Below are 20,170 nucleotides of genomic sequence, written 5' to 3'. Positions count from 1 at the left end.
AATAACCACTGCTGGCAGCCTGAAGGCATGCCTGACTTCCTTTTTGCTGGAGCGTTTTGCGCGTTGCGTACCTTGTATTCCGAACGGCGACGCAAAATCCTCAATCGAATACCGATTAATCCGTTCGCCGCCGTGAACCGAACGACCAATCACGGGCCCACCCCCGATGCGAATGGGTGACAGGCCCGAAGGCCCGCAGCGATGTATTTCTCGACGGAGGACACCGACACCTTCAACTCGGCCGCGATATCCCGGTGACCCATGCCATGCAACTTGCACAGCAGCAACGCTTCGCGGGCCTTGAGTGGCTTGTTATGCAAGGCAACATCAATCTGAGACAGGGTCTCAGAGGCCAGCGCGCGAACCTCTTCTGATGGCACCAGAGGCTCGGCTTGCTGCATCAGCCCTTCCAGATGGCTGGCTTCAAGATGCCGGCGGCGATACAGATCTATCAGCATTCCTTTGGCGATTTGAGTCAGATGACTGCGTGAGTTCTCGGTCGAGGGAACCCGGCCCTTCCTGATGAGGTTGAGATAGACATCATGGGCAAGATCCGCGGCATCCACCGAATTGCCCAGCTTGCGACGCAACAAACTGCACAACCAGCGGTGATGGTCGACATACAGCTTTTCAAATTGCTCCTTGGACGCGAACGCTCCGTTGTCCACAACACCTCTCCTGAGACGATGACTTCCGCGATCAGATTTTGACTAATGCGAATAGGTATGATTATTATTTAACATCATACGGCGTTCATAGAGCCTCTGCAATGCGACCTCAATTGCAACGCCTTTGACGCCCGGGATCCTGGGCGTTACACCAGACCGAGGATCGGTTTGTCGGCACTCGGTGACACCTCTACTTCTTACTGTTCAGTTTGATAAGGCGGGAAATTTCCATGATGGAACTCAGTCCAGCTTCGTTACCGAAGCTATCTGTTAACGGTTACGAGGAGCACATCTGGCTCTTGCAGCAGCAATACCCCGAACGCATCCTCAAACACCTCAGCGCCTGGCGGCTCGACGCTGATGTCGATCTTTCAAGGCTCGAGTTGGCGATCAAGGCCGTCATCGAGACACTGCCCGATCTGAATGCACGCTACCAATTCAACGACGACGGCGAAGTGGACAAAGTCCACGCCAGTGACTGGAAATCCTGCGTCGAACTCATTCGCTCACACTCCGACGCCGAAGCCACCGAGCTATTGCTCTCGCGGCAAGCGGCATCGTGGGACGCGCAAAGCCAGCCGCCGTTCAAGGCGCTGATGATTCAAACCAGGCAGAACGTTATCCTGGCGTTCGTGATCCATCAGATCCTCGACCAGACCTGCCAGGAGATCGACCTGTATCGCGGAGTCCTGAACGCCTATGTCGGTCACTCGACCAGCGACACCCCCTGGTTGCGCCGCCAGGCAGATGGCAAGGTTGCAGCGCCAGCAGCCAGTGCACCCAACACCCGGCCAGTGGCCAACAGCAGTGAAGTGGCGACGATTATCCTTGGCGAATTCCGTGGTGCCCTGGCCGAGCCCGACATGCAACTTACGGATGACTTCTTTGATTTCGGCGGCCACTCCCTACTGGCCACCCGCATCATTGGCAAGCTATTGAGCAACCACGGCATTGAAGTCCAGTTCAATGACTTTTTCAGCGCCCCTACGGCCGAGGCCCTGGCATCACGGGTCCACGTCATCGCGCAAGACAATCCGGCAGCGTCTACGGCAGGCCTGCCGCAAGACGTGCAGCGGGCGCCTTTCGCGCTGGCCCAGGCCTCCCTCGGGCGGGCCTATGTCGCCTATGAGTTCGGGACGATTTTCAACCTGCCCTTTGCCTTGGATTTCCTCGATAACGTGGATGAAGCGCTGTTCGAGCAAGCCTTCTGCGACCTGCTTATACGCCATGCCAGCCTGCGTACTACCTTCCACTTCCAGGACGATGAGGCGTACCAGCGAATCGTGCCGATCGCGCAACTGTCCCACTACAAATGGTTTTGGCCTAGCCATGAGAGCCAAGGGGCAACGCTGGAAAGCGAAGCCTCTTATCAGTTCGACCTGGCCCGCGAACTGCCCCTCAGGGTTCGCTTCATTTACGACTCGCAGCGCAAGCGCCAAACCCTGTCTTTGCTGATCCATCACATGGCCATTGATGAATGGTCGCTCAATGTCATGATGGAAGAACTGGCCCGGGCCTACCTCGCCCGTGCCGCCGACAAAGCGCCGACCTGGGAAGCGCCTGCACGCTCATTCCACGAATTCGCCGTGCAAGAACAAAGCACCGGCGTCAATCAGAAGCATCTCGACTATTGGACGAGCATGTTGCGTGATGCAACCCGCGGCTTGACACTGCCCTCCCCTGATCATCAGACGAGCGCGCCTGCCAAAGCCGTTTCAACGAAGGCTCAATGGTTCGAAATCAAACCCGACCAGGACCTCACCGATAACCTGTATGCCTTCGCCAGACAGAACAACTCGTCGCTGTTCGGCGTGGTCTATACGGCCATTGCGCTGTCCCTGCATAAACTCGGTGACTTGCAGGATCTGGTGATCGGCACATCGGCTTCCGGGCGAACCGACCCCGGGTTTTACGAGACGGTCGGCTACTTCACCACCATGGTGGCGCACCGGGTGCAGTTCGATCCTCAGCAGGCAGTGGGCACTCTGATCGAAAACGTCACCCACTTGATCAATGACTCCATGGCCTATGCCGATGTACCGATGGAGTCGATTCAACAGGCCTTGGGCATGACGCCTGCGGACGGCCTGCTGTTCGACGTCTATATCCAGATTCATGCCAACAACGCACTGAACGGCACCCTGAGCACGCCAGACGCAGGAACGATCCGCTACCGACAGATTGACCCGGACAAGAACCAATCAATGTTCGGCATTCAGTTCGAGATCATGGAAAACCTGATCGACGGCAAACGCTCACTGCGCCTGGTGATTACCTACCGTTCGGATCGTTACAGCGCCGAGCAGATGACACGTCTCAGCGCAATGATCGATCACGTGTTCGCACTCTTCACAACGCCAGATGCAGCCGGCATCGCCCTGAATCATATCCGCGTATAACCCTCAATCAGGGTCTTGGTAACGCCAAACGTGTTAACAAGACCCCGCACATCAAGCTCTACGCCTCATGCATCCCGTAGCGCTGGAACGATGAGCGCTTGGGCAAGCGGTAGTGCGTTCGACCGAGTAACTGATTGGCAATCGTCGCATTGCGAATGGCCGCTATCCCGAGATCCGGCGAACCCACACCATGCTGGAAGATCTCCGCGTTCTGCACGAAAATACGGCCCGTGCCTTCGTCGCAGCGGCGCGCCGTAAAATCTTCCTGGACGATACAGTCGCCGTATTCATCGGTTTCAAGCACGGCGCCTTTGAGCCTTTCAAACCACTGCGGCCAGGCATGCCCGTATCCCGTCGCCGCAACAATGGCATCTGCCTCGAGGGTGCTGATCTGATCCAGTTCGCGATGCCGGTAGGCAATTCGCAGCGTGCCGTCGACATCCTCCACGGTCTCGACCTCGCAGTTGGAAAGCAACGTCAGACCTGTATCAGTGCCGCCAATCGAGCGTTCGTAGATCAAGTCGTAGATCTCGGCAATGGTCGAAAAACTGATGCCCTTGTACAGCAACCCCTGCCCCGCAACGATGTTTCGGCGACGCTCCCGTGGAATACTGTGGAAGTACTCCATATAGGATGGCGTAAAGCACTCCTGCCCAAGTTTTGAATACTCCATGGGATGGAAGCCCGGCGAACGCGTGATCCAGCGAATCGAAGCACCGGCCGCGATCCGCTCGGGGGTCAACTCGTTGAACAATGCCAGCACGCACTCCGCCGCACTCTGCCCGGAGCCAATGACCGTGACCCGCCGGCACTGCGCCAACTGCTCCTGCCTTTTGCCGAACTCCGCCGAATGCATGACCGGCGCCGTGCTCTTGAACTGGGCCCATTTCGGCAACAGCGGCACGGTGCCGACGCCAATCGCCAGGTCCCGGCTGTAGTAATGGCGTTTGAAGCCGGACACGGACTGGCTTTCAATCAGGAATCGGTCGACGCTCGCGTCATAGCTCACATCACAGATGTCTTCGCCGAAGTGGCAGGCGGGCAACTGCTGCGACGCCCATCGGCAGTAATGGTCGTACTCGCGCCGCGGCACCTGGAAGTTCTCGTAGTAATAGAACGGGTACAGGCGATCGTGCTGATGCAGGTAGTTCAGATAACTCAGTGGATGCGTGGGGTCCGCCATCGTCACCAGGTCCGCCAGGAAGGGAACCTGAAGCGTCGTGCCTGGCAAGAGAAGCCCTTCATGCCAGCGAAATTCCGCTTTGCGATCGAGGAAAATACCCGTCACGCCCGGGTGCTTAGACAGTAATGCAGCCAACCCGAGGTTAAAGGGCCCAATGCCAACACCGGCAATATCTACAGTGGGTATATCCGTCATCCGATCCATCTCCATAGAGGCTGCTGTTTGGGTAGAAGGGAGCACGCTCTGTGGTGCCCCACTCCATTCATTTCAATAGTATTCAGAGGCGCTCACGAACCTTCAGCTACGAGCAGCCGTTCGACGTCTTGTGCAGTGCGGCAACGCAGCAATTGCCCGGGTGAAAGCACCACCGAAAAGTCTTCCTGAAACCGCGCCGAAATGGCTTTCAAATGCTGGGGACGCAACCCCAGGCTGATGAAATCCACCGCGTCATTTACCCCGTCTTCCAACGGGCGGCCCAGTACACTCAGGTAGATGTCCAGCACCTTGTTTCTCTGGGTCGGCACGATCCTGGCGACAGGCTCGGCCACTTCATTCGCCGGCGCAGTGAGCAGGCTCCGGGCACGCTGGCGATCAGGCTTGCCGTTTTGCGACAGCGGCAACTCATCCACGCTCAAGAACCGCGTGGGTACATGGGAATGCGGCAGATGCTGGCGGGCATAGTTGCGCAACTCGGTTGCCGTCAGCTCTGCGGCACCCTGCTGGCCGACATACAGCGCACCGATGCAAACCTCACCTCGACGCTGTTCGCCATAATCCACGACCAGCACGTGCCTGACCGATGGGTGATTGATCAGTTCGATCTCGATATCCGGGAGCGACACCCGTACACCGCGGACTTTCACATAGCCGTTGACCCGACTGTCGAAGATCAAGGTGCCATCGCGACGGTAGCGACCACAATCACCGGTGCGGAAAGCCCGAACGGCCTGGCCATGTTCATCGCTGACGGTCACGAACTCGCTCTGTGTCAGCTCGCCGTTTTCCAGGTACCCCAGTGCGAGATTGACACCGGCCGTGTGAATTCGGCCGACGACGCCCGCCGGGCAATGCTCACCCTGTGAATCAAGGGTGAAGTAACGGTTACCGGGCAAGGGCCTTCCGTAGGGGATCAGCGCTCGGTCATCGGCAGTGATTTCGTGCCAGATACTCCAGATGGTTGTCTCCGTCGGGCCCCCAAGGGAGATCAACCGAGAAACCGGCAGCAGCGCGCGCAGCTCGGCAATGACGGCGGGCTTGATGTAGTCACCGCCCTGCGCAATCAGGCGTAGGCTCTTCAAGTCATGAGTGGCGCGGCAAGAAAGGAGCATCTCCAGGATGGCGGGCACCGAACACCACAACGTCACCTGATGCCGGGCAATCAACTGATTCCAGCGCACCGCATCCTTTTCCTCGCCCTGGCCAGGAAGTACCAGCGTCGCCCCCGCGGTCAGGCAGCCCAACACGTCGAAAATCGACATGTCATGGTGAAGCGGGGTGACGGACATGAACACATCGCGCTCGGTCACTGCCCAGCGCTCAAGAGTACTGCCAATGACATTGGCTGTGGCTCGGTTGCTCAGCACCACACATTTTGGCTTTCCGGTGGTGCCCGAGGTATAGAGGTAATAGGCCGGCGCTTCGCTTAACGACAGGTCATCCATCACCGGTGGAACCTGGGCTTGCGCTGCCAGCAGCTCATCGGGTGTCGCGTAAGGATGCTCGACAGGCTCACCTTGGGTGATCACCACCAGATCAGGTCGACAGTTTTCCAGCAGGAAAAGCCGTCGCTCCTCAGGTGCTGAAGCATCGATGGGGACCCAGATCAAGCCCGTCAGTGCACAGGCCAACGTCACCATCGTGTGCTCCGGGCTGCGGGGCAGGCATATGGCAACCACATTGCGCCGAGAAAGCCCGCGCGCTTTCAACGCAGCGATCACCCGGCATACGCCGTCGCCAAGTTCGGCATAGCTGATTTGCCGGTCGCCGCTGATAAGGGCGATTCTGGCGTTGGTACGATCAAAGATATGGCTCGCGATCTGCCCGAGAAACGCTGCGTGGCACGCATCAGTAACCGGGCTATTCAGCCGGTAGTGGCGCCTGTCAATAATCGCCGGGGCATCAATGGCAAAAACACCGTTTGCCGTGATCTGACTGATCGCCCTTTCGAAGGCACTCAAGATATCGCTGACCACGGCCGGATCAAGTACTTCGCGTGCATAGTCGATGTCGAACACCAAGGCACCCTCGGCGTTGGCCGAGAAGCGAATATCCATCGCCACCTGTGGTGTCTGGGTCAGTCCGCCCCACAGGCTCATGGGACTGTCCACCGGCGAGACCGGCCAGGAAAAACCGTTGGTGATCACCACAGGCAGGACGGGGCCTGGACCGTGGGATTCGAACAGCAACCGGGCAAGGTCAACCCCTGAAAAGACCAGATGCTGCAAACCTTCCAGCACATCGACTTGCAGCTGGGTAGCCCGCTGCGCAAAACCGTCTGAATCGGAGTTCCAATTGACCGCGATAAAGCTTGAGCGATTGGCAAAGGCACCACTCGTTTGCGGGGCAACAGGCACCGCGACACACAATCCCCCCTCATCGACCCAGTGGGAAAGCACTTCCAGCACCAGCGCCATCAGGGTGGAGTTCTTGAACAGCCGTTGCCGCGCTCCCAGTTTGCAGAACGCGCTGAACGCCGCTTTGGGCACCAACAAGCTCTGTCGCTCATAGCGAGAAGCGCCCACCTGGTCCAGCGCGGTGATCCACGGCAAACGTGGAGCACCGCTCACGGAGGCGAGTTTGGCTTTCCAATAAGCGGCATCCGCCTTGCGTTGGCGGGCGAGGTCTTCTGGCTCAGGGGTAACCTCTGTGAACGGTTCCTCGCCGACTACACCGTCGAACAGTTCAACCATGAGGGTTGCAATCGATCGCCCATCGAGGATCAATGCATCAAGGCGCACAAAAACGCACAGATGACCTTCCGGGAGCCGGAAGACCGTGACATTCCAGGGCGAGCGATCCAGCTCGAACAGCGCGTGTGCATAATCCTCACGACGCTCCTCAACGTAGCCAAGCGCATCTTCTGGCGACAGAGCAGTGAGGTCGACTTCCTGCAGGTTTATCTGCACCTCATCACTGACAAGCTGCACGAGTTTTTGCGCATCGATCCGTGTTCTCAGGCTTTCGTGGCGCTGGACCATCCCGGCCAACCGGCTTCGCAGCAGAGCAGGATCCAAAGAGCCGCGGTACTCGCGAAACTCCTGCATGGCCACGCCGCCCAGCGGCATCTGCGCGCTGCGCCCAAGCAAATAGGCCTGTTGAAGAGCGGTCAGCGGCAGCGTGCGCTGAGAAAACGGTTGATCCAGGACCGCGGAGCAGACAGACACCTCACGCACGACCGCCACGAAGCGATCGAACAGATCCGACACCCAGGCTCCCGGCAGAGCATCAAGACGAATGTCCCAATTGATCAATATGCCGCCGTCGGCGCAGGCAATCTGCGCGTCGAGTGCAACCTGGGGCCCTTGGGAGATCACCCAGTTCATCGACCCGAAGACACGCCGGACGCGCTCCGAGAGAAGATCGCCACCCGGCATGTCCAGCGCTGCGGTAAACACCACCGGCGCCAGTTGCGGCGAACCATGATGGCGAGAAAGATCGCGCATCAGATTCACCCCTGGATAGGCGCAATGTTCGAGCAAATCGACCATCTTTTTCGCCATCTGCGTGCAAAGGGCTGCGGGGCTCCGGGCCGACTCGATATCCACATCGAGAATCAGCACGTTGGCAAAATCGCCGACTACCCGCTCGACTTCATCCACCAGTGGCGGACGCCAGAACGTGGGCACGTTGAGGCGAAATTTCCGGTCCCCTGTCTGCGCCCCGAGTACAGCCGCGAAAAGCCCCATCATCAAGGTCGACAGGGTCATTCTTCGCTCACGGGCCAGACGCTGTAACGCCTGACGCTCATCGGGGCCAAGCCATGTGCTTAATCGATGGCTCCGGGCTTGATCAGGCTGAACCTCGAGAAACGGCAATGTGGGCGCAGGAGCGACTTCAGCCAGGCGCTCACGCCACCAAATGCGGTCTCGTTCTCGGGCGACTTTGAGCGAGGTATCGGTACGCGCCTTGTCGTACCAATCGAAGAAAGAAGGCGTGTGTGGAACCGGTCCGTCGGGGTCATCATAAAACCGTGCCAGGTCTTCGATTAATATGCGGAAACTCGACGGGTCGATGGCGATCATGTCCGTATCGACGTGCAAGCGGAACTCATCGCCCGCCAGCAGGCTGACCGAGAAACGGACGCCCGGGCAATGGCCGAGATCAAGCTGCTGATGAGTCCATTCCTCACGTTTGCAGAGCAGATGCCGCGCCACTTCCAGCTCGGTCATCACGCGTAGATCTTCGACTTCCAACGGCGGTGACTGGTCCATCGAAGCAATGGATTGCAGGCCCTCTGCATTCAGCCGAACCCGCAGCATGGGATGCAGCAGACATACCCGTTCAAGCGCCTTGCGAAGCCGTTCCAGGTCAATGGAACGACCATCAAACTCGGCATAAAGATGAGCCGAAACTCTCCCTAAAGACGCATGAGCAGCGCGCCCGATCCAACAGGCGGCTTGCATTGAAGTTAACTCTCTCATGGCTCACTCATGTGATTGACAAATCTAAATGATTAGCGTCCCATATTAGAAACGATAATGATTACATTTCAAGACTTAATTTTTTCCCCATAGGCCACGGAGGCTTTCCCCAAATGAGATCGGGCACCCTAAGAGCGAATGACACGGATGAGGTGCAAGCCATTGATGAAAAAGAGCGTTTTTCATTCACCTCCGGCGATCGAGAACTAACAGTCGCCGGGATGCTTCAGCGAATCGAAACACCTGCCATTGGCGGCGATAACGCCAATAGCCTGTTCCAGAAAACCGTTATGCAAGCCCTCGACCGGGCGCGCAAGGCCGGCCAGAGCAACCCGATAATCGTCGGCGCCATCCCCTTCGATCCTGCTGAAGCCTCTTGCCTCTACATCCCCGAACACGCCGAGTGGCGAGCACGAAGCACCACCGCGCGGACAGGCGTCGCAACACTGCCTGAACTGATCGAGCAAAAAAACATACCGGACGAGCAAGGCTTCAAACGCGCGGTAGAGCACGCGATCGTCAACTTCCGCCACAGTGACGTGCGCAAGGCCGTGCTCTCGGTGCAACGTGAGCTGGTGTTTGCGCAGGATGTGGATGTGGGCGCCATGCAGAACAATCTGCGAGCCCAGAATCAAAGCGGCTATCACTTCCGTGTACCCATGCTGGACGGCGCTACGCTGATCGGCGTCAGCCCCGAGCTGCTCGTCCACAAGGACGGTCTGAACTTCGTGTCCAACCCGCTGGCGGGTTCGGCCAAACGCATGACCGATCCACAAGCGGACCGGCGCAACGCAGATTGGCTGTCCGCTTCGGAAAAGGATCACTACGAGCACCGCCTCGTGACCGAGGACATTGCCACTCAACTTGGGGAGCTGTGCACACAGCTGAATGTGCCCCAGCGCCCCACCCTTATCAGCACGCCCGCACTTTGGCATCTCTCCACGCGTATCGAAGGCACATTGGCGGATCCGACAGTCTCGGCCTTGCAGCTTGCCTGCCGCCTGCATCCAACCCCTGCCGTCTGTGGGTTCCCCACCGAGCGCGCCCGGCGCCTGATCCGCTTCGTCGAACCCTTCGAGCGTGGCCTGTTCACCGGCATGGTTGGCTGGTGCGACGCCCAAGGCAATGGCGAGTGGGTGGTGACCATTCGCTGCGGCACCGTCAAGCGCAACAGGGTCCGCCTGTTCGCCGGCGCTGGCATCGTCGAAGCCTCGAGCCCCGACTCCGAATGGACAGAAGTCCAGACCAAACTCGGCACCATGCTGCGCGCCTGCGGTTTGGCCCACTAATACGAACTTTTTCAGTAGTGACAATCATGACTATAGAATTCCATCACTGGCCCCTCGACAGAGCGCAGAGCTATCGGGAAAAAGGCTACTGGATCGACAAACCACTCACACAAATTCTTCAGGCACGCAGCCAGTCGCAACCTCACGCATCGGCGATTATTTGCGGTGATCGTCGTTTCAGCTATGCCGAGCTGGAGCAGCTGTCGTCCAACCTGGCTTCGCGTCTGGCGGCCAGCGGGCTTGGCAAAGGCGACACCGCCTTGGTGCAACTGCCCAATATTGCGGAGTTTTACATTGTCTTGTTCGCGCTGCTCAAGACCGGGATTGCGCCCCTCAACGCGCTCTACAGCCATCGAAAACTGGAACTCAAGAGCTACGCCAAGCAAATCACGCCTAGGCTGCTGATCGCTTCTCGTGAGCATGAAGTCTTTCGCGACGACAGCTACATCGCAGACCTCAAGGAAGTGGGCTCCAGCCCTGAAATCACCCTGCTGCTGGGCGAACTGCGTCCCGAAAACAACCTCGCCGCCTGGATCAAAACCCCAAGTGAGCGCCACGTGGACTTCTCCCCCAGCGAACCGGGTGAAGTGGCGCTATTCCAATTGTCCGGCGGCAGCACAGGCACCCCCAAACTCATCCCGCGCACCCATAACGACTATCACTACAACGCTCGGGCGAGTGCGCACGTATGCGAGCTCACACCACAAACGCGCTTTCTGTGCGCCCTGCCTGCGGCGCACAACTTCTTGCTCAGCTCGCCCGGCGCCTTGGGTGTCCTGTATGCCGGCGGCACTATCGTCATGGCTCCCAGCCCGGAGCCATTGACTTGCTTTTCGATCATTCAGCGCCATGAAGTGAATACCGTGGCCTTGGTTCCAAGTGCGGTCGCCTTGTGGTTGCAGGCCGCACCGGAGCACAAAGAGCAACTGCAATCGCTGGAATTCCTCCAGGTCGGCGGCGCCTGTTTCGCCGACTCGCTGGCACGCCAGGTTCCCGGAGTGCTCGGCTGCACGTTGCAGCAGGTGTTCGGCATGGCCGAGGGGCTGATCAACTACACCCGCCTGGACGACTCAAACGAACAGATCTTCACCACTCAAGGCCGTCCAATCAGTCCGGATGACGAAATCAAAATCGTCGACGAACACGGCATTCCCGTCCCGCACGGCGAGCCTGGCATGCTCGCCACTCGCGGTCCTTACACGTTCTGCGGGTATTACCGAAGCCCTGAACAGAATGCCCAGGCGTTTGACAATGAGGGTTACTACTATTCCGGCGACCTCGTTCAGCTCACACCGACAGGCGATTTGCGGGTCGTCGGCAGGGTCAAGGATCAGATCAACCGCGGTGGCGAAAAAGTGGCCTCGGAGGAAATCGAAAACCTCATCGTCCTCCACCCGGACGTGACCCACGCCGGCCTGGTGGCCATGCCCGACGACAGACTAGGGGAAAAGAGCTGCGCCTTCGTCGTCTCCCGCAACCCCACTCTCAAACCACCCGCCTTGAGACGCCACTTGATGGAACTCGGCATCGCCGAATACAAACTGCCCGATCGCATCCGGCTCATCGAGACCATGCCGCTGACGGCCGTGGGCAAGATCGACAAAAAGCAACTACGCCAGTTCCTGGCGGCGGAAACCACCCGCGCCTGGTTACACACCCGCGTACTGCAACTTGTCGAGGACTGTGAAGACCTGGACCCAGAGGAAAACCTGATTTTCTACGGCCTCGATTCCTTGCAGGTGATGAAGCTCGCTGCGGAGCTCAAAGAACGCGGTATCGCTGTCAGCTTCGAAGAGCTGGCGGCCTCGCCCACGCTCGCCAGTTGGTGGTCGCTGGTAGACACGAAGCAAAAAGCCGCCTGACCGGGCGGCCTCTAAAAGGAGTTAGAAATGACTTTATCCACTGCCGACCAAAGCAGGCTTGAGCGCTTCTGGCAGCACTGCGTGACGAATCAGTACTTCAATATCGGGTACCCCGAATCAGCGGACTTCGATTACTCCCAGTTGCATCGCTTCCTGCGTTTTTCGATCAACAACTGCGGGGATTGGAACGAGTACAGCAACTACCTGTTGAACTCATTCGACTTTGAAAAGGACGTCATGACGTACTTCTCCGAGCTGTTCAACATTGCGCTTGAAGACAGCTGGGGCTACGTCACCAACGGGGGGACCGAAGGCAACATGTTTGGCTGCTACCTGGGTCGCGAACTGTTCCCGGACGGCACCCTGTACTACTCGAAAGACACCCATTACTCCGTTGCGAAAATCGTCAAGTTGCTACGGATCAAATGTCGTGCAGTCGAGTCATTGGCCAATGGCGAAATCGACTACGACGACCTGATGGCAAAAATAACCGCCGACCAGGAACGCCACCCCATCATCTTCGCTAACATCGGCACCACCCTGCGCGGAGCGGTCGACAATATCGCCACCATTCAACAGCGTCTGCAGCAGGCGGGCATTGCCCGTCATGACTACTACTTGCACGCAGACGCAGCGCTGAGCGGGATGATCCTGCCCTTCGTCGATCACCCACAGCCCTTCTCGTTCGCCGATGGCATCGACTCGATCTGCGTCTCCGGCCACAAGATGATCGGTTCGCCCATTCCTTGCGGGATCGTCGTGGCCAAACGCAAGAACGTTGCGCGCATCTCGGTGGAAGTGGACTACATCCTGGCCCATGACAAGACCATCAGTGGCTCGCGCAATGGCCATACACCGTTGATGATGTGGGCGGCACTCCGTAGCCACTCGTTCGCTGACTGGCGCCAGCGTATCCACCACAGCCTGGAAAAAGCACAGTATGCGGTGGATCGATTCCAGGCTGCGGGCATTGATGCCTGGCGCAACGAGAACTCCATCACCGTAGTGTTCCCCTGCCCGTCGCAGTGGATTGCGAAGAAATATTGCCTGGCGATATCTGGCGATACGGCGCACTTGATAACGACACCCCATCATCACGACAACTTAATGATCGACGCATTGATCGATGAGGTCATTACCGAGCTTGAGACCGATGCCTGGCGATTTGGGGGGGCGCATGTCAAACAAGAGGGTCATGAGCGACGACCTTCACACTCCGCCAGGGAGACGTGTCCCCGATTCGACGTCATCTGAAATTGGCTATTTTCATCACACATTGAGACAAGCACTATGTCGCAACTTAAAACGCCTGAAGCCTGCGAAAGCCTCAATGATGTTCGGGCAGGCATCGATTTTTTTGATCGCCAGATCCTTGAGTCCTTGAAACAACGCCTGGGTTATGTGAAAGCCGCTGTGCAATTCAAAGCCAATGAGCAGGCTATCCCCGCACCGGAGCGAGTCGCGGCGATGCTCGAAGACCGCCGCGAGTGGGCAGTCGCCGCTGGGTTCGAAGTGGCCTTCGTCGAGAAGCTCTACGAGCAGATTATTCATTGGAATATCCAACAGCAGATTCTGCACTGGCAAGTCACTTATCCCGACCGAAACAAGGCATAAGCCCATTGATGAGCGTATGACCAAGGACACTGTGTAGACGTTTCTGAGTGTGTGGTTTTGAAAGGGCGCCAGAGAGGGGCGCCCTGCACTTTCAATCGGTTTATCGTCCGAGTGAATGGCCAGGCGTGCCACACCTGCGTGATTGACGTAGTGCCCGCTGTTTCAGCCGGCGCTTCCAAACCAATCCCCGCCACCACTGATGACCTCTTCGCGACGCGGTTTCAAGGCTGTCCTTTGCATTCTGCGCAACACAGAATTGTCATCAGGAACATTGATAGCCACCTAACGAAAGCCCCATGCTAGAGGGCTCACTTGCCGCTTATATCATTCCGAATGATAGTTACCTTTGCCTCATTCGATTCGTTTGATACCGCCCCGCCGAGCATCATCCGCCCATCTCAATACATTGGCGGATGCATCCATGGAACAGTCACTCAAACATTTGCGCTTCCCCTTGGCCCTCTTGGCCTTGCTGGTGATGAGCGCCTGCGGCAAGACGCCGGACGCTGCCGCCACCATGCCCCCGGCCAAAGTCAGCGTGGCCAAGGTGCTGGAACAACCGGTCAACGAGTGGGACGATTTCACTGGCCGCCTCGAAGCACCGGAAACCGTCGAGATTCGTCCTCGGGTGTCTGGCCAGATCGATGAAGTCACTTTCACCGAAGGTGCACTGGTAAAAAAAGGCGATCTGTTGTTCCAGATCGACCCCCGGCCGTTCCAGGCTGAGGTCCGCCGCCTTGAAGCCCTGGTTGCCCAGGGCCGCGCCAATGCTACCCGCAGCGAAAATGAAGCCCAACGCGGTGAACGCCTGCGCACCAGCAACGCGATTTCCGCGGAGCTGGCCGACTCGCGTACCAGCGCCGCCCAAGAAGCCCGAGCCGCTGTCGGCGCGATCCAGGCTCAATTGGACCTGGCCAAACTGAATCTCAGTTTCACCCGCGTCACCGCACCGATCAGCGGCCGTGTCAGCCGTGCAGAAATCACCGCCGGCAACCTGGTCACCGCTGATGTCACCGCGCTGACCAGCGTGGTCTCCACCGACAAGATTTACGCCTACTTCGACGCCGATGAGCGTGTGTACCTCAAGTACACCCAACTCGCCCGCCAGGGCCAACGCGGTCAAACCACTCCGGTTTACCTTGGTCTGTCCAATGAAGAAGGCAACCCACACCTGGGCCAGATGAACTTCGTCGACAACCAGGTCAACCCGAAAACCGGCACCATTCGTGGTCGTGCCGTATTTGATAACAGCAAGGGCGAATACACCCCCGGCCTCTACGCTCGCCTGAAACTGGTGGGCAGCGGGACCTACTCCGCCGTGTTGATCAACGACGAAGCCGTCGGTACCGACCTGGGTAAAAAGTTCGTGCTGGTGATGGACGCCGACAACAAATCGGCTTATCGCGCCGTCGAACTGGGGCCGAAAATCGAAGGTTTACGCATTGTGCGCAGCGGCCTGAACAAGGACGACACGATCATCGTCAAGGGCTTGCAACGGGTACGTCCGGGCTCCCCGGTCACGCCTGAAGTGATTCCGATGGCCAGCCAGGAAACCCTCGCGGCCCTTGCTCAACAACGCCAAGCGCTTGAAGCCAGCAACCTGCCCCAAGTCGCACCTGCCAAGGTTGCGCCGGGTACGGCTGTGAAGCTCGCCGCTGCGACTCCACGTGGTTAAGGGACGACAACTCCGATGAATTTTTCCCAATTCTTCATTTCACGGCCGATCTTCGCAGCGGTGCTCTCGCTGCTGATCCTGATCGCCGGCAGCATCTCGCTGTTCCAGCTACCGATCAGCGAATACCCGGAAGTCGTGCCACCGACTGTGGTGGTCCGCGCCAACTTCCCGGGTGCCAACCCCAAAGTCATCGGTGAAACCGTGGCCGCTCCGCTGGAGCAAGCCATCACCGGCGTCGAGAACATGCTGTACATGTCCTCGCAGTCCACCGCTGACGGCAAGATCACCCTGACCATCACCTTTGCGCTGGGCACCGACCTGGACAACGCTCAGGTGCAGGTGCAGAACCGCGTCACCCGCTCCGAGCCCAAGCTGCCCGCAGAAGTGACCCGGATCGGTATCACGGTGGACAAGGCCTCGCCCGACCTGACCATGGTTGTGCACTTGACCTCGCCGGACAAGCGCTACGACATGCTCTACCTGTCCAACTACGCCCTGCTCAACATCAAGGATGAACTGGCGCGGCTGGGCGGCGTGGGTGACGTGCAGCTGTTCGGCATGGGCGACTACTCGCTGCGAGTCTGGCTCGATCCGAACAAGACCGCTTCGCGCAACCTGACCGCGACCGATGTGGTCAACGCGATTCGCGAACAGAACCGTCAGGTTGCCGCCGGTGCCCTGGGTGCGCCGCCTGCGCCGAACGCCACCGCGTTCCAGCTCTCGGTCAACACCCAAGGTCGCCTGGTTTCCGAGGAAGAGTTCGAGAACATCATTATTCGCTCTGGCGACAACGGTGAAATCACTCGCCTCAAAGACATTGCTCGCGTTGAGCTGGGCTCCAGTCAGTACGCCTTGCGCTCCCTGCTGAACAACCAACCGGCCGTGGCAATCCCGATCTTCCAGCGTCCGGGCTCCAACGCTATCGAGATCTCCAACGAAGTTCGCGCCAAAATGGCCGAGCTGAAGAAGAGCTTCCCCGAAGGCATGGACTTCAGCATCGTGTATGACCCGACGATTTTCGTTCGTGGTTCCATTGAGGCTGTCGTGCACACGCTGTTCGAAGCACTGATTCTGGTGGTGCTGGTGGTGATTCTGTTCCTGCAAACCTGGCGCGCCTCGATCATTCCGTTGGTGGCGGTCCCGGTATCGTTGATCGGTACGTTCGCAGTCATGCACCTGTTTGGCTTCTCGCTTAACGCGTTGTCATTGTTCGGACTGGTATTGGCCATCGGTATCGTGGTCGACGACGCCATCGTGGTGGTTGAAAACGTCGAACGAAACATCGGCCTGGGGCTGACGCCGGTCGAAGCGACCAAGCGCGCCATGCGTGAAGTCACCGGCCCGATCATCGCCACCGCGCTGGTGCTGTGTGCGGTGTTTATCCCGGCCGCGTTCATCTCCGGGTTGACCGGGCAGTTCTACAAACAGTTTGCTTTGACCATTGCGATCTCTACAGTGATCTCGGCCTTCAACTCGCTGACCCTGTCGCCAGCTTTGGCTGCCGTCTTGCTCAAAAGCCATGACGCGCCCAAAGACCGCTTCTCGAAAGTCCTCGACGGGATCTTCGGTGGCTGGTTGTTCCGTCCGTTCAACCGCTTCTTTGATCGTGCCAGCCATAGCTACGTGGGCACCGTGGGTCGTGTGATCCGCAGCAGCGGCATCGCCCTGCTGCTGTACGCCGGCCTGATGGCACTGACGTTCCTCGGTTTCTCCAGCACCCCGACCGGTTTTGTGCCGGGTCAGGACAAGCAATACCTGGTGGCTTTCGCCCAACTGCCGGACGCGGCGAGCCTGGACCGTACCGAGGATGTGATCAAACGCATGTCCGACCTGGCCCTGAAACAGCCCGGCGTGGAAAGCGCAGTGGCCTTCCCGGGCCTGTCGATCAACGGTTTCACCAACAGCCCTAACGCCGGCATCGTGTTCGTCACCCTGAAACCGTTCGACCAGCGCAAAGACCCAAGCCAGTCGGCCGGGGCCATTGCCGGAGCCTTGAACGGCCAGTACGCCGGGATTCAGGAGGCCTACATGGCGATCTTCCCGCCGCCGCCAGTACAGGGCCTGGGCACCATCGGTGGTTTCCGCCTGCAGATCGAAGACCGAGGCAACCTGGGATACGACGAGCTGTACAAAGAAACCATGAACATCATCACCAAGAGCCGCAGCGTGCCGGAACTGGCCGGGCTGTTCACCAGCTATACGGTGAACGTGCCACAGGTCGATGCTGCCATCGACCGCGAAAAAGCCAAGACCCACGGCGTGGCCGTCAGCGACATCTTCGACACCCTGCAGATTTACCTGGGTTCGTTGTATGCCAACGACTTCAACCGCTTCGGTCGCACCTATCAGGTCAACGTTCAGGCCGAGCAACAGTTCCGCCTCGAACCTGATCAGATCGGTCAGTTGAAAGTGCGCAACAACAAAGGCGAGATGATCCCGCTGGCGACCTTCATCAAGGTCAGCGACACCTCGGGGCCGGACCGCGTGATGCACTACAACGGCTTTATCACCGCTGAAATCAACGGTGCCGCGGCCCCTGACTACAGCTCCGGCCAAGCGCAAAAGGCCATCGAAAAACTGCTCAAGGACGAACTGCCTAACGGCATGACCTACGAGTGGACCGACCTGACCTACCAGCAGATTCTGTCTGGCAACACCGCGCTGTTCGTGTTCCCGCTCTGCGTACTGCTGGCGTTCCTGGTACTGGCGGCGCAATACGAGAGCTGGAGCCTGCCACTGGCGGTGATCCTGATCGTACCGATGACCCTGCTGTCGGCGATTACCGGGGTGATTCTCTCCGGTGGCGACAACAACATCTTCACCCAGATCGGCTTGATCGTTCTGGTCGGACTGGCCTGTAAGAACGCGATCCTGATCGTCGAGTTCGCCAAGGACAAGCAAGAGGAAGGCCTGGACCCGCTCAGCGCGGTACTGGAAGCCTGCCGTCTGCGTCTGCGGCCGATCCTGATGACCTCCTTCGCCTTCATCATGGGCGTGGTGCCTCTGGTGTTCTCCAGCGGTGCCGGTGCAGAAATGCGTCACGCCATGGGTGTGGCGGTGTTCTCCGGGATGCTCGGGGTGACCTTCTTCGGTCTGTTGCTGACACCGGTGTTCTACGTATTGATCCGTAACTTTGTCGAGCGCGGTGAAGCGCGCAAAGCGGCCAAGGCCCTGAAACTGGAGGCGCAACAATGAGTCTGAAAGCCTTCCTGCCGAGCTTGCTGGTGCTGGCCCTGAGTGCCTGTGCCGTCGGCCCGGACTACAAAACCCCAGCGACCGAGGCGGCCAACATCACGGCCGCCACCGACGGCGCAAACGGTCAGAAGAATTTCGACCGTGCACGCTTCGAAGGTATCTGGTGGCAGCAGTTCGACGATCCGGTTCTCAATCAATTGGTGACCCAATCCTTGCAGGGCAACCGTGAGCTGCGGGTGGCGTATGCCCGCTTGAAGGCATCTCGGGCGTTCCGTGATGACGCGGCCACCCAGACCACACCCAACGTCACCAGCCGCGCCAGCAGCGATTTGGCCAAGGGCCAGATTCCCGGCCAGACCACCGACCGCGTCAACAGCGAACGCTATGACCTGGGCCTGGACATGGCCTGGGAAGTCGACCTGTTCGGCCGTATCCAGCGCAATCTGGAAGCCGCCGATGCCGATCAGCAAGTCGCCGAAGCCGATCTGTACCAACTGCAAGTCAGCATGATTGCCGAACTGGTGGACGCTTACGGTCAACTGCGCGGTGCGCAACTGCGGGAAAAAATCGCGCTGGCCAACCTGATGAACCAGCAAGAGTCGAGCAAGATCACCGTGAGCCTGCGTGACGCCGGCGTCGGCGATCAGCTCGATGTGGTTCGCGCTGATGCCCGCCTCGCTTCCGTCGAAGCCAGCGTGCCGCAGCTGCAAGAAGTGCAGGCGCGTCAACGCAACCGGATTGCCACCCTGCTGGGTGAGCGGCCGGACAAACTGACCGTCGACCTCAGCCCGGCCAGCTTGCCGGCGATTGCCAAGGCCTTGCCGATTGGTGACCCGGGTGAACTGCTGCAACGCCGTCCGGATATTCGCAGTGCCGAGCGCAAACTGGCCGCCGCCACCGCGCGAATCGGCGTGGCCAAGGCCGATCTGTTCCCACGGGTCAGCCTCAGCGGCTTCCTCGGTTTCACCGCCGGACGTGGTTCACAGATCGGTTCGTCGGCAGCCAGCGCCTGGGCGCTCGGCCCAAGTATTACCTGGGCAGCTTTCGATCTGGGCAGCGTTCGCGCTCGCTTGCGGGCAGCCGATGCTAACGCCGAAGGCGCGCTGGCGACCTACGAGCAGCAAGTGTTGTTAGCGTTGGAAGAGTCGGAGAACGCCTTCTCCGATTACGGTAAACGCCAGCAACGCCTGATCTCGCTGATTCGCCAAAGCGAATCGAGCCGCGCTGCGGCCGACCTGGCAGAAATTCGCTACCGCGAAGGCACCGTGGATTTCCTGGTGCTGCTCGACGCACAACGCGAACGCCTGGCAGCCGAGGACTCCCAGGCCCAGGCCGAGGTTGACCTTTACCGTGGCATCGTCGCCATCTACAAGGCCCTCGGCGGTGGCTGGCAACCCGAGACGGTCGCCAGCAGGTAACCCCTTCAAGAGCTCCTTTGGTTGGCCGCAACCAACCAAAATTTTTTGCCCTGCGCCTCATTCGGTCGCGGGGTTTTTTTTGGTCTTTGGCAGAAGCGGCCGGGCAGCGTTCCTACGGTTGGGTGGTCTCAAGCACTGTCACCGTTGCGGTGGTGCCCGCACGCAGGCGATGAGTTCAGGGTTTGACTCGCAGCGCCGGCTGACCGAAGCTGGCAACTTTGCAAACG

The 20,170-nt window shown here is 58.9% G+C and carries 11 protein-coding genes; 8 read left to right on the top strand and 3 right to left on the bottom strand.

Annotated elements, in window-relative coordinates; translation table 11 throughout:
- Nucleotides 1–149: 149 nt before the first annotated feature.
- The gene (locus BLL42_RS26690; RefSeq protein WP_071555552.1) at nucleotides 150–668 is read right to left on the bottom strand and encodes a sigma-70 family RNA polymerase sigma factor; all 519 of its coding nucleotides are present in this window, start codon (nucleotides 666–668) and stop codon (nucleotides 150–152) included.
- A gap of 230 nt (nucleotides 669–898) precedes the next feature.
- Between BLL42_RS26690 and BLL42_RS26685 the strand changes: the two genes are divergently transcribed.
- Entirely contained in the window at nucleotides 899–3,067 is a 2,169-nt protein-coding gene (locus tag BLL42_RS26685; protein WP_081427339.1) for a condensation domain-containing protein, read from the top strand.
- A gap of 58 nt (nucleotides 3,068–3,125) precedes the next feature.
- Here BLL42_RS26685 and basC read toward each other — a convergent pair whose 3' ends face one another.
- Nucleotides 3,126–4,445, bottom strand: coding sequence for a putative histamine N-monooxygenase (gene basC / locus BLL42_RS26680; RefSeq protein WP_071555551.1), 1,320 nt, complete (start codon nucleotides 4,443–4,445; stop codon nucleotides 3,126–3,128).
- A gap of 92 nt (nucleotides 4,446–4,537) precedes the next feature.
- Nucleotides 4,538–8,872, bottom strand: a complete 4,335-nt coding sequence (locus BLL42_RS26675) for an amino acid adenylation domain-containing protein (protein WP_236721939.1) — start codon at nucleotides 8,870–8,872, stop codon at nucleotides 4,538–4,540.
- A 131-nt stretch (nucleotides 8,873–9,003) separates the two neighbouring features.
- On the opposite strand from BLL42_RS26675, the gene BLL42_RS26670 reads away from it, so the two are divergent.
- The 7 genes from BLL42_RS26670 to BLL42_RS26640 all read left to right on the top strand — a co-directional run bounded on the left by BLL42_RS26670 (nucleotide 9,004) and on the right by BLL42_RS26640 (nucleotide 19,943).
- A complete protein-coding gene (locus BLL42_RS26670; RefSeq protein ID WP_071555549.1) occupies nucleotides 9,004–10,179 on the top strand; it encodes an isochorismate synthase in 1,176 nt (391 codons plus the stop codon).
- 26 nt (nucleotides 10,180–10,205) lie between these two features.
- The gene (locus BLL42_RS26665; protein WP_071555548.1) at nucleotides 10,206–12,041 is read left to right on the top strand and encodes a (2,3-dihydroxybenzoyl)adenylate synthase; all 1,836 of its coding nucleotides are present in this window, start codon (nucleotides 10,206–10,208) and stop codon (nucleotides 12,039–12,041) included.
- A gap of 27 nt (nucleotides 12,042–12,068) precedes the next feature.
- The gene (locus BLL42_RS26660) at nucleotides 12,069–13,295 is read left to right on the top strand and encodes a histidine decarboxylase (RefSeq protein ID WP_071555547.1); all 1,227 of its coding nucleotides are present in this window, start codon (nucleotides 12,069–12,071) and stop codon (nucleotides 13,293–13,295) included.
- Between the two features lie 36 nt (nucleotides 13,296–13,331).
- The gene (locus tag BLL42_RS26655) at nucleotides 13,332–13,655 is read left to right on the top strand and encodes an isochorismate lyase (RefSeq protein ID WP_071555546.1); all 324 of its coding nucleotides are present in this window, start codon (nucleotides 13,332–13,334) and stop codon (nucleotides 13,653–13,655) included.
- A gap of 421 nt (nucleotides 13,656–14,076) precedes the next feature.
- The gene (mexE, locus tag BLL42_RS26650) at nucleotides 14,077–15,330 is read left to right on the top strand and encodes a multidrug efflux RND transporter periplasmic adaptor subunit MexE (protein WP_071555545.1); all 1,254 of its coding nucleotides are present in this window, start codon (nucleotides 14,077–14,079) and stop codon (nucleotides 15,328–15,330) included.
- Between the two features lie 15 nt (nucleotides 15,331–15,345).
- Nucleotides 15,346–18,525 (top strand): efflux RND transporter permease subunit, encoded by a 3,180-nt coding sequence (locus BLL42_RS26645; protein ID WP_071555544.1) that lies wholly within the window; start codon nucleotides 15,346–15,348, stop codon nucleotides 18,523–18,525.
- Nucleotides 18,522–19,943, top strand: a complete 1,422-nt coding sequence (locus BLL42_RS26640; RefSeq protein ID WP_071555543.1) for an efflux transporter outer membrane subunit — start codon at nucleotides 18,522–18,524, stop codon at nucleotides 19,941–19,943. Before BLL42_RS26645 ends, BLL42_RS26640 begins: the two co-directional genes overlap by 4 nt.
- Nucleotides 19,944–20,170: the final 227 nt, after the last annotated feature.

The organism is Pseudomonas frederiksbergensis (assembly GCF_001874645.1).
GTDB classification, from domain to species: domain Bacteria; phylum Pseudomonadota; class Gammaproteobacteria; order Pseudomonadales; family Pseudomonadaceae; genus Aquipseudomonas; species Aquipseudomonas frederiksbergensis_B.
Note: the sequence above shows the minus strand (reverse complement) of the source record. Positions and strands in the feature narration are given on the sequence as shown.

What these genes read in the sequence shown, in the direction of transcription:
- BLL42_RS26685 (WP_081427339.1), top strand. Translation starts at nt 899, where the DNA reads ATGATGGAACTCAGTCCAGCTTCGTTACCGAAGCTATCTGTTAACGGT.
- basC (WP_071555551.1), bottom strand. Translation starts at nt 4,445, where the DNA reads ATGACGGATATACCCACTGTAGATATTGCCGGTGTTGGCATTGGGCCC.
- BLL42_RS26675 (WP_236721939.1), bottom strand. Translation starts at nt 8,872, where the DNA reads ATGCAAGCCGCCTGTTGGATCGGGCGCGCTGCTCATGCGTCTTTAGGG.
- BLL42_RS26670 (WP_071555549.1), top strand. Translation starts at nt 9,004, where the DNA reads ATGAGATCGGGCACCCTAAGAGCGAATGACACGGATGAGGTGCAAGCC.
- BLL42_RS26665 (WP_071555548.1), top strand. Translation starts at nt 10,206, where the DNA reads ATGACTATAGAATTCCATCACTGGCCCCTCGACAGAGCGCAGAGCTAT.
- BLL42_RS26660 (WP_071555547.1), top strand. Translation starts at nt 12,069, where the DNA reads ATGACTTTATCCACTGCCGACCAAAGCAGGCTTGAGCGCTTCTGGCAG.
- BLL42_RS26655 (WP_071555546.1), top strand. Translation starts at nt 13,332, where the DNA reads ATGTCGCAACTTAAAACGCCTGAAGCCTGCGAAAGCCTCAATGATGTT.
- mexE (WP_071555545.1), top strand. Translation starts at nt 14,077, where the DNA reads ATGGAACAGTCACTCAAACATTTGCGCTTCCCCTTGGCCCTCTTGGCC.
- BLL42_RS26645 (WP_071555544.1), top strand. Translation starts at nt 15,346, where the DNA reads ATGAATTTTTCCCAATTCTTCATTTCACGGCCGATCTTCGCAGCGGTG.
- BLL42_RS26640 (WP_071555543.1), top strand. Translation starts at nt 18,522, where the DNA reads ATGAGTCTGAAAGCCTTCCTGCCGAGCTTGCTGGTGCTGGCCCTGAGT.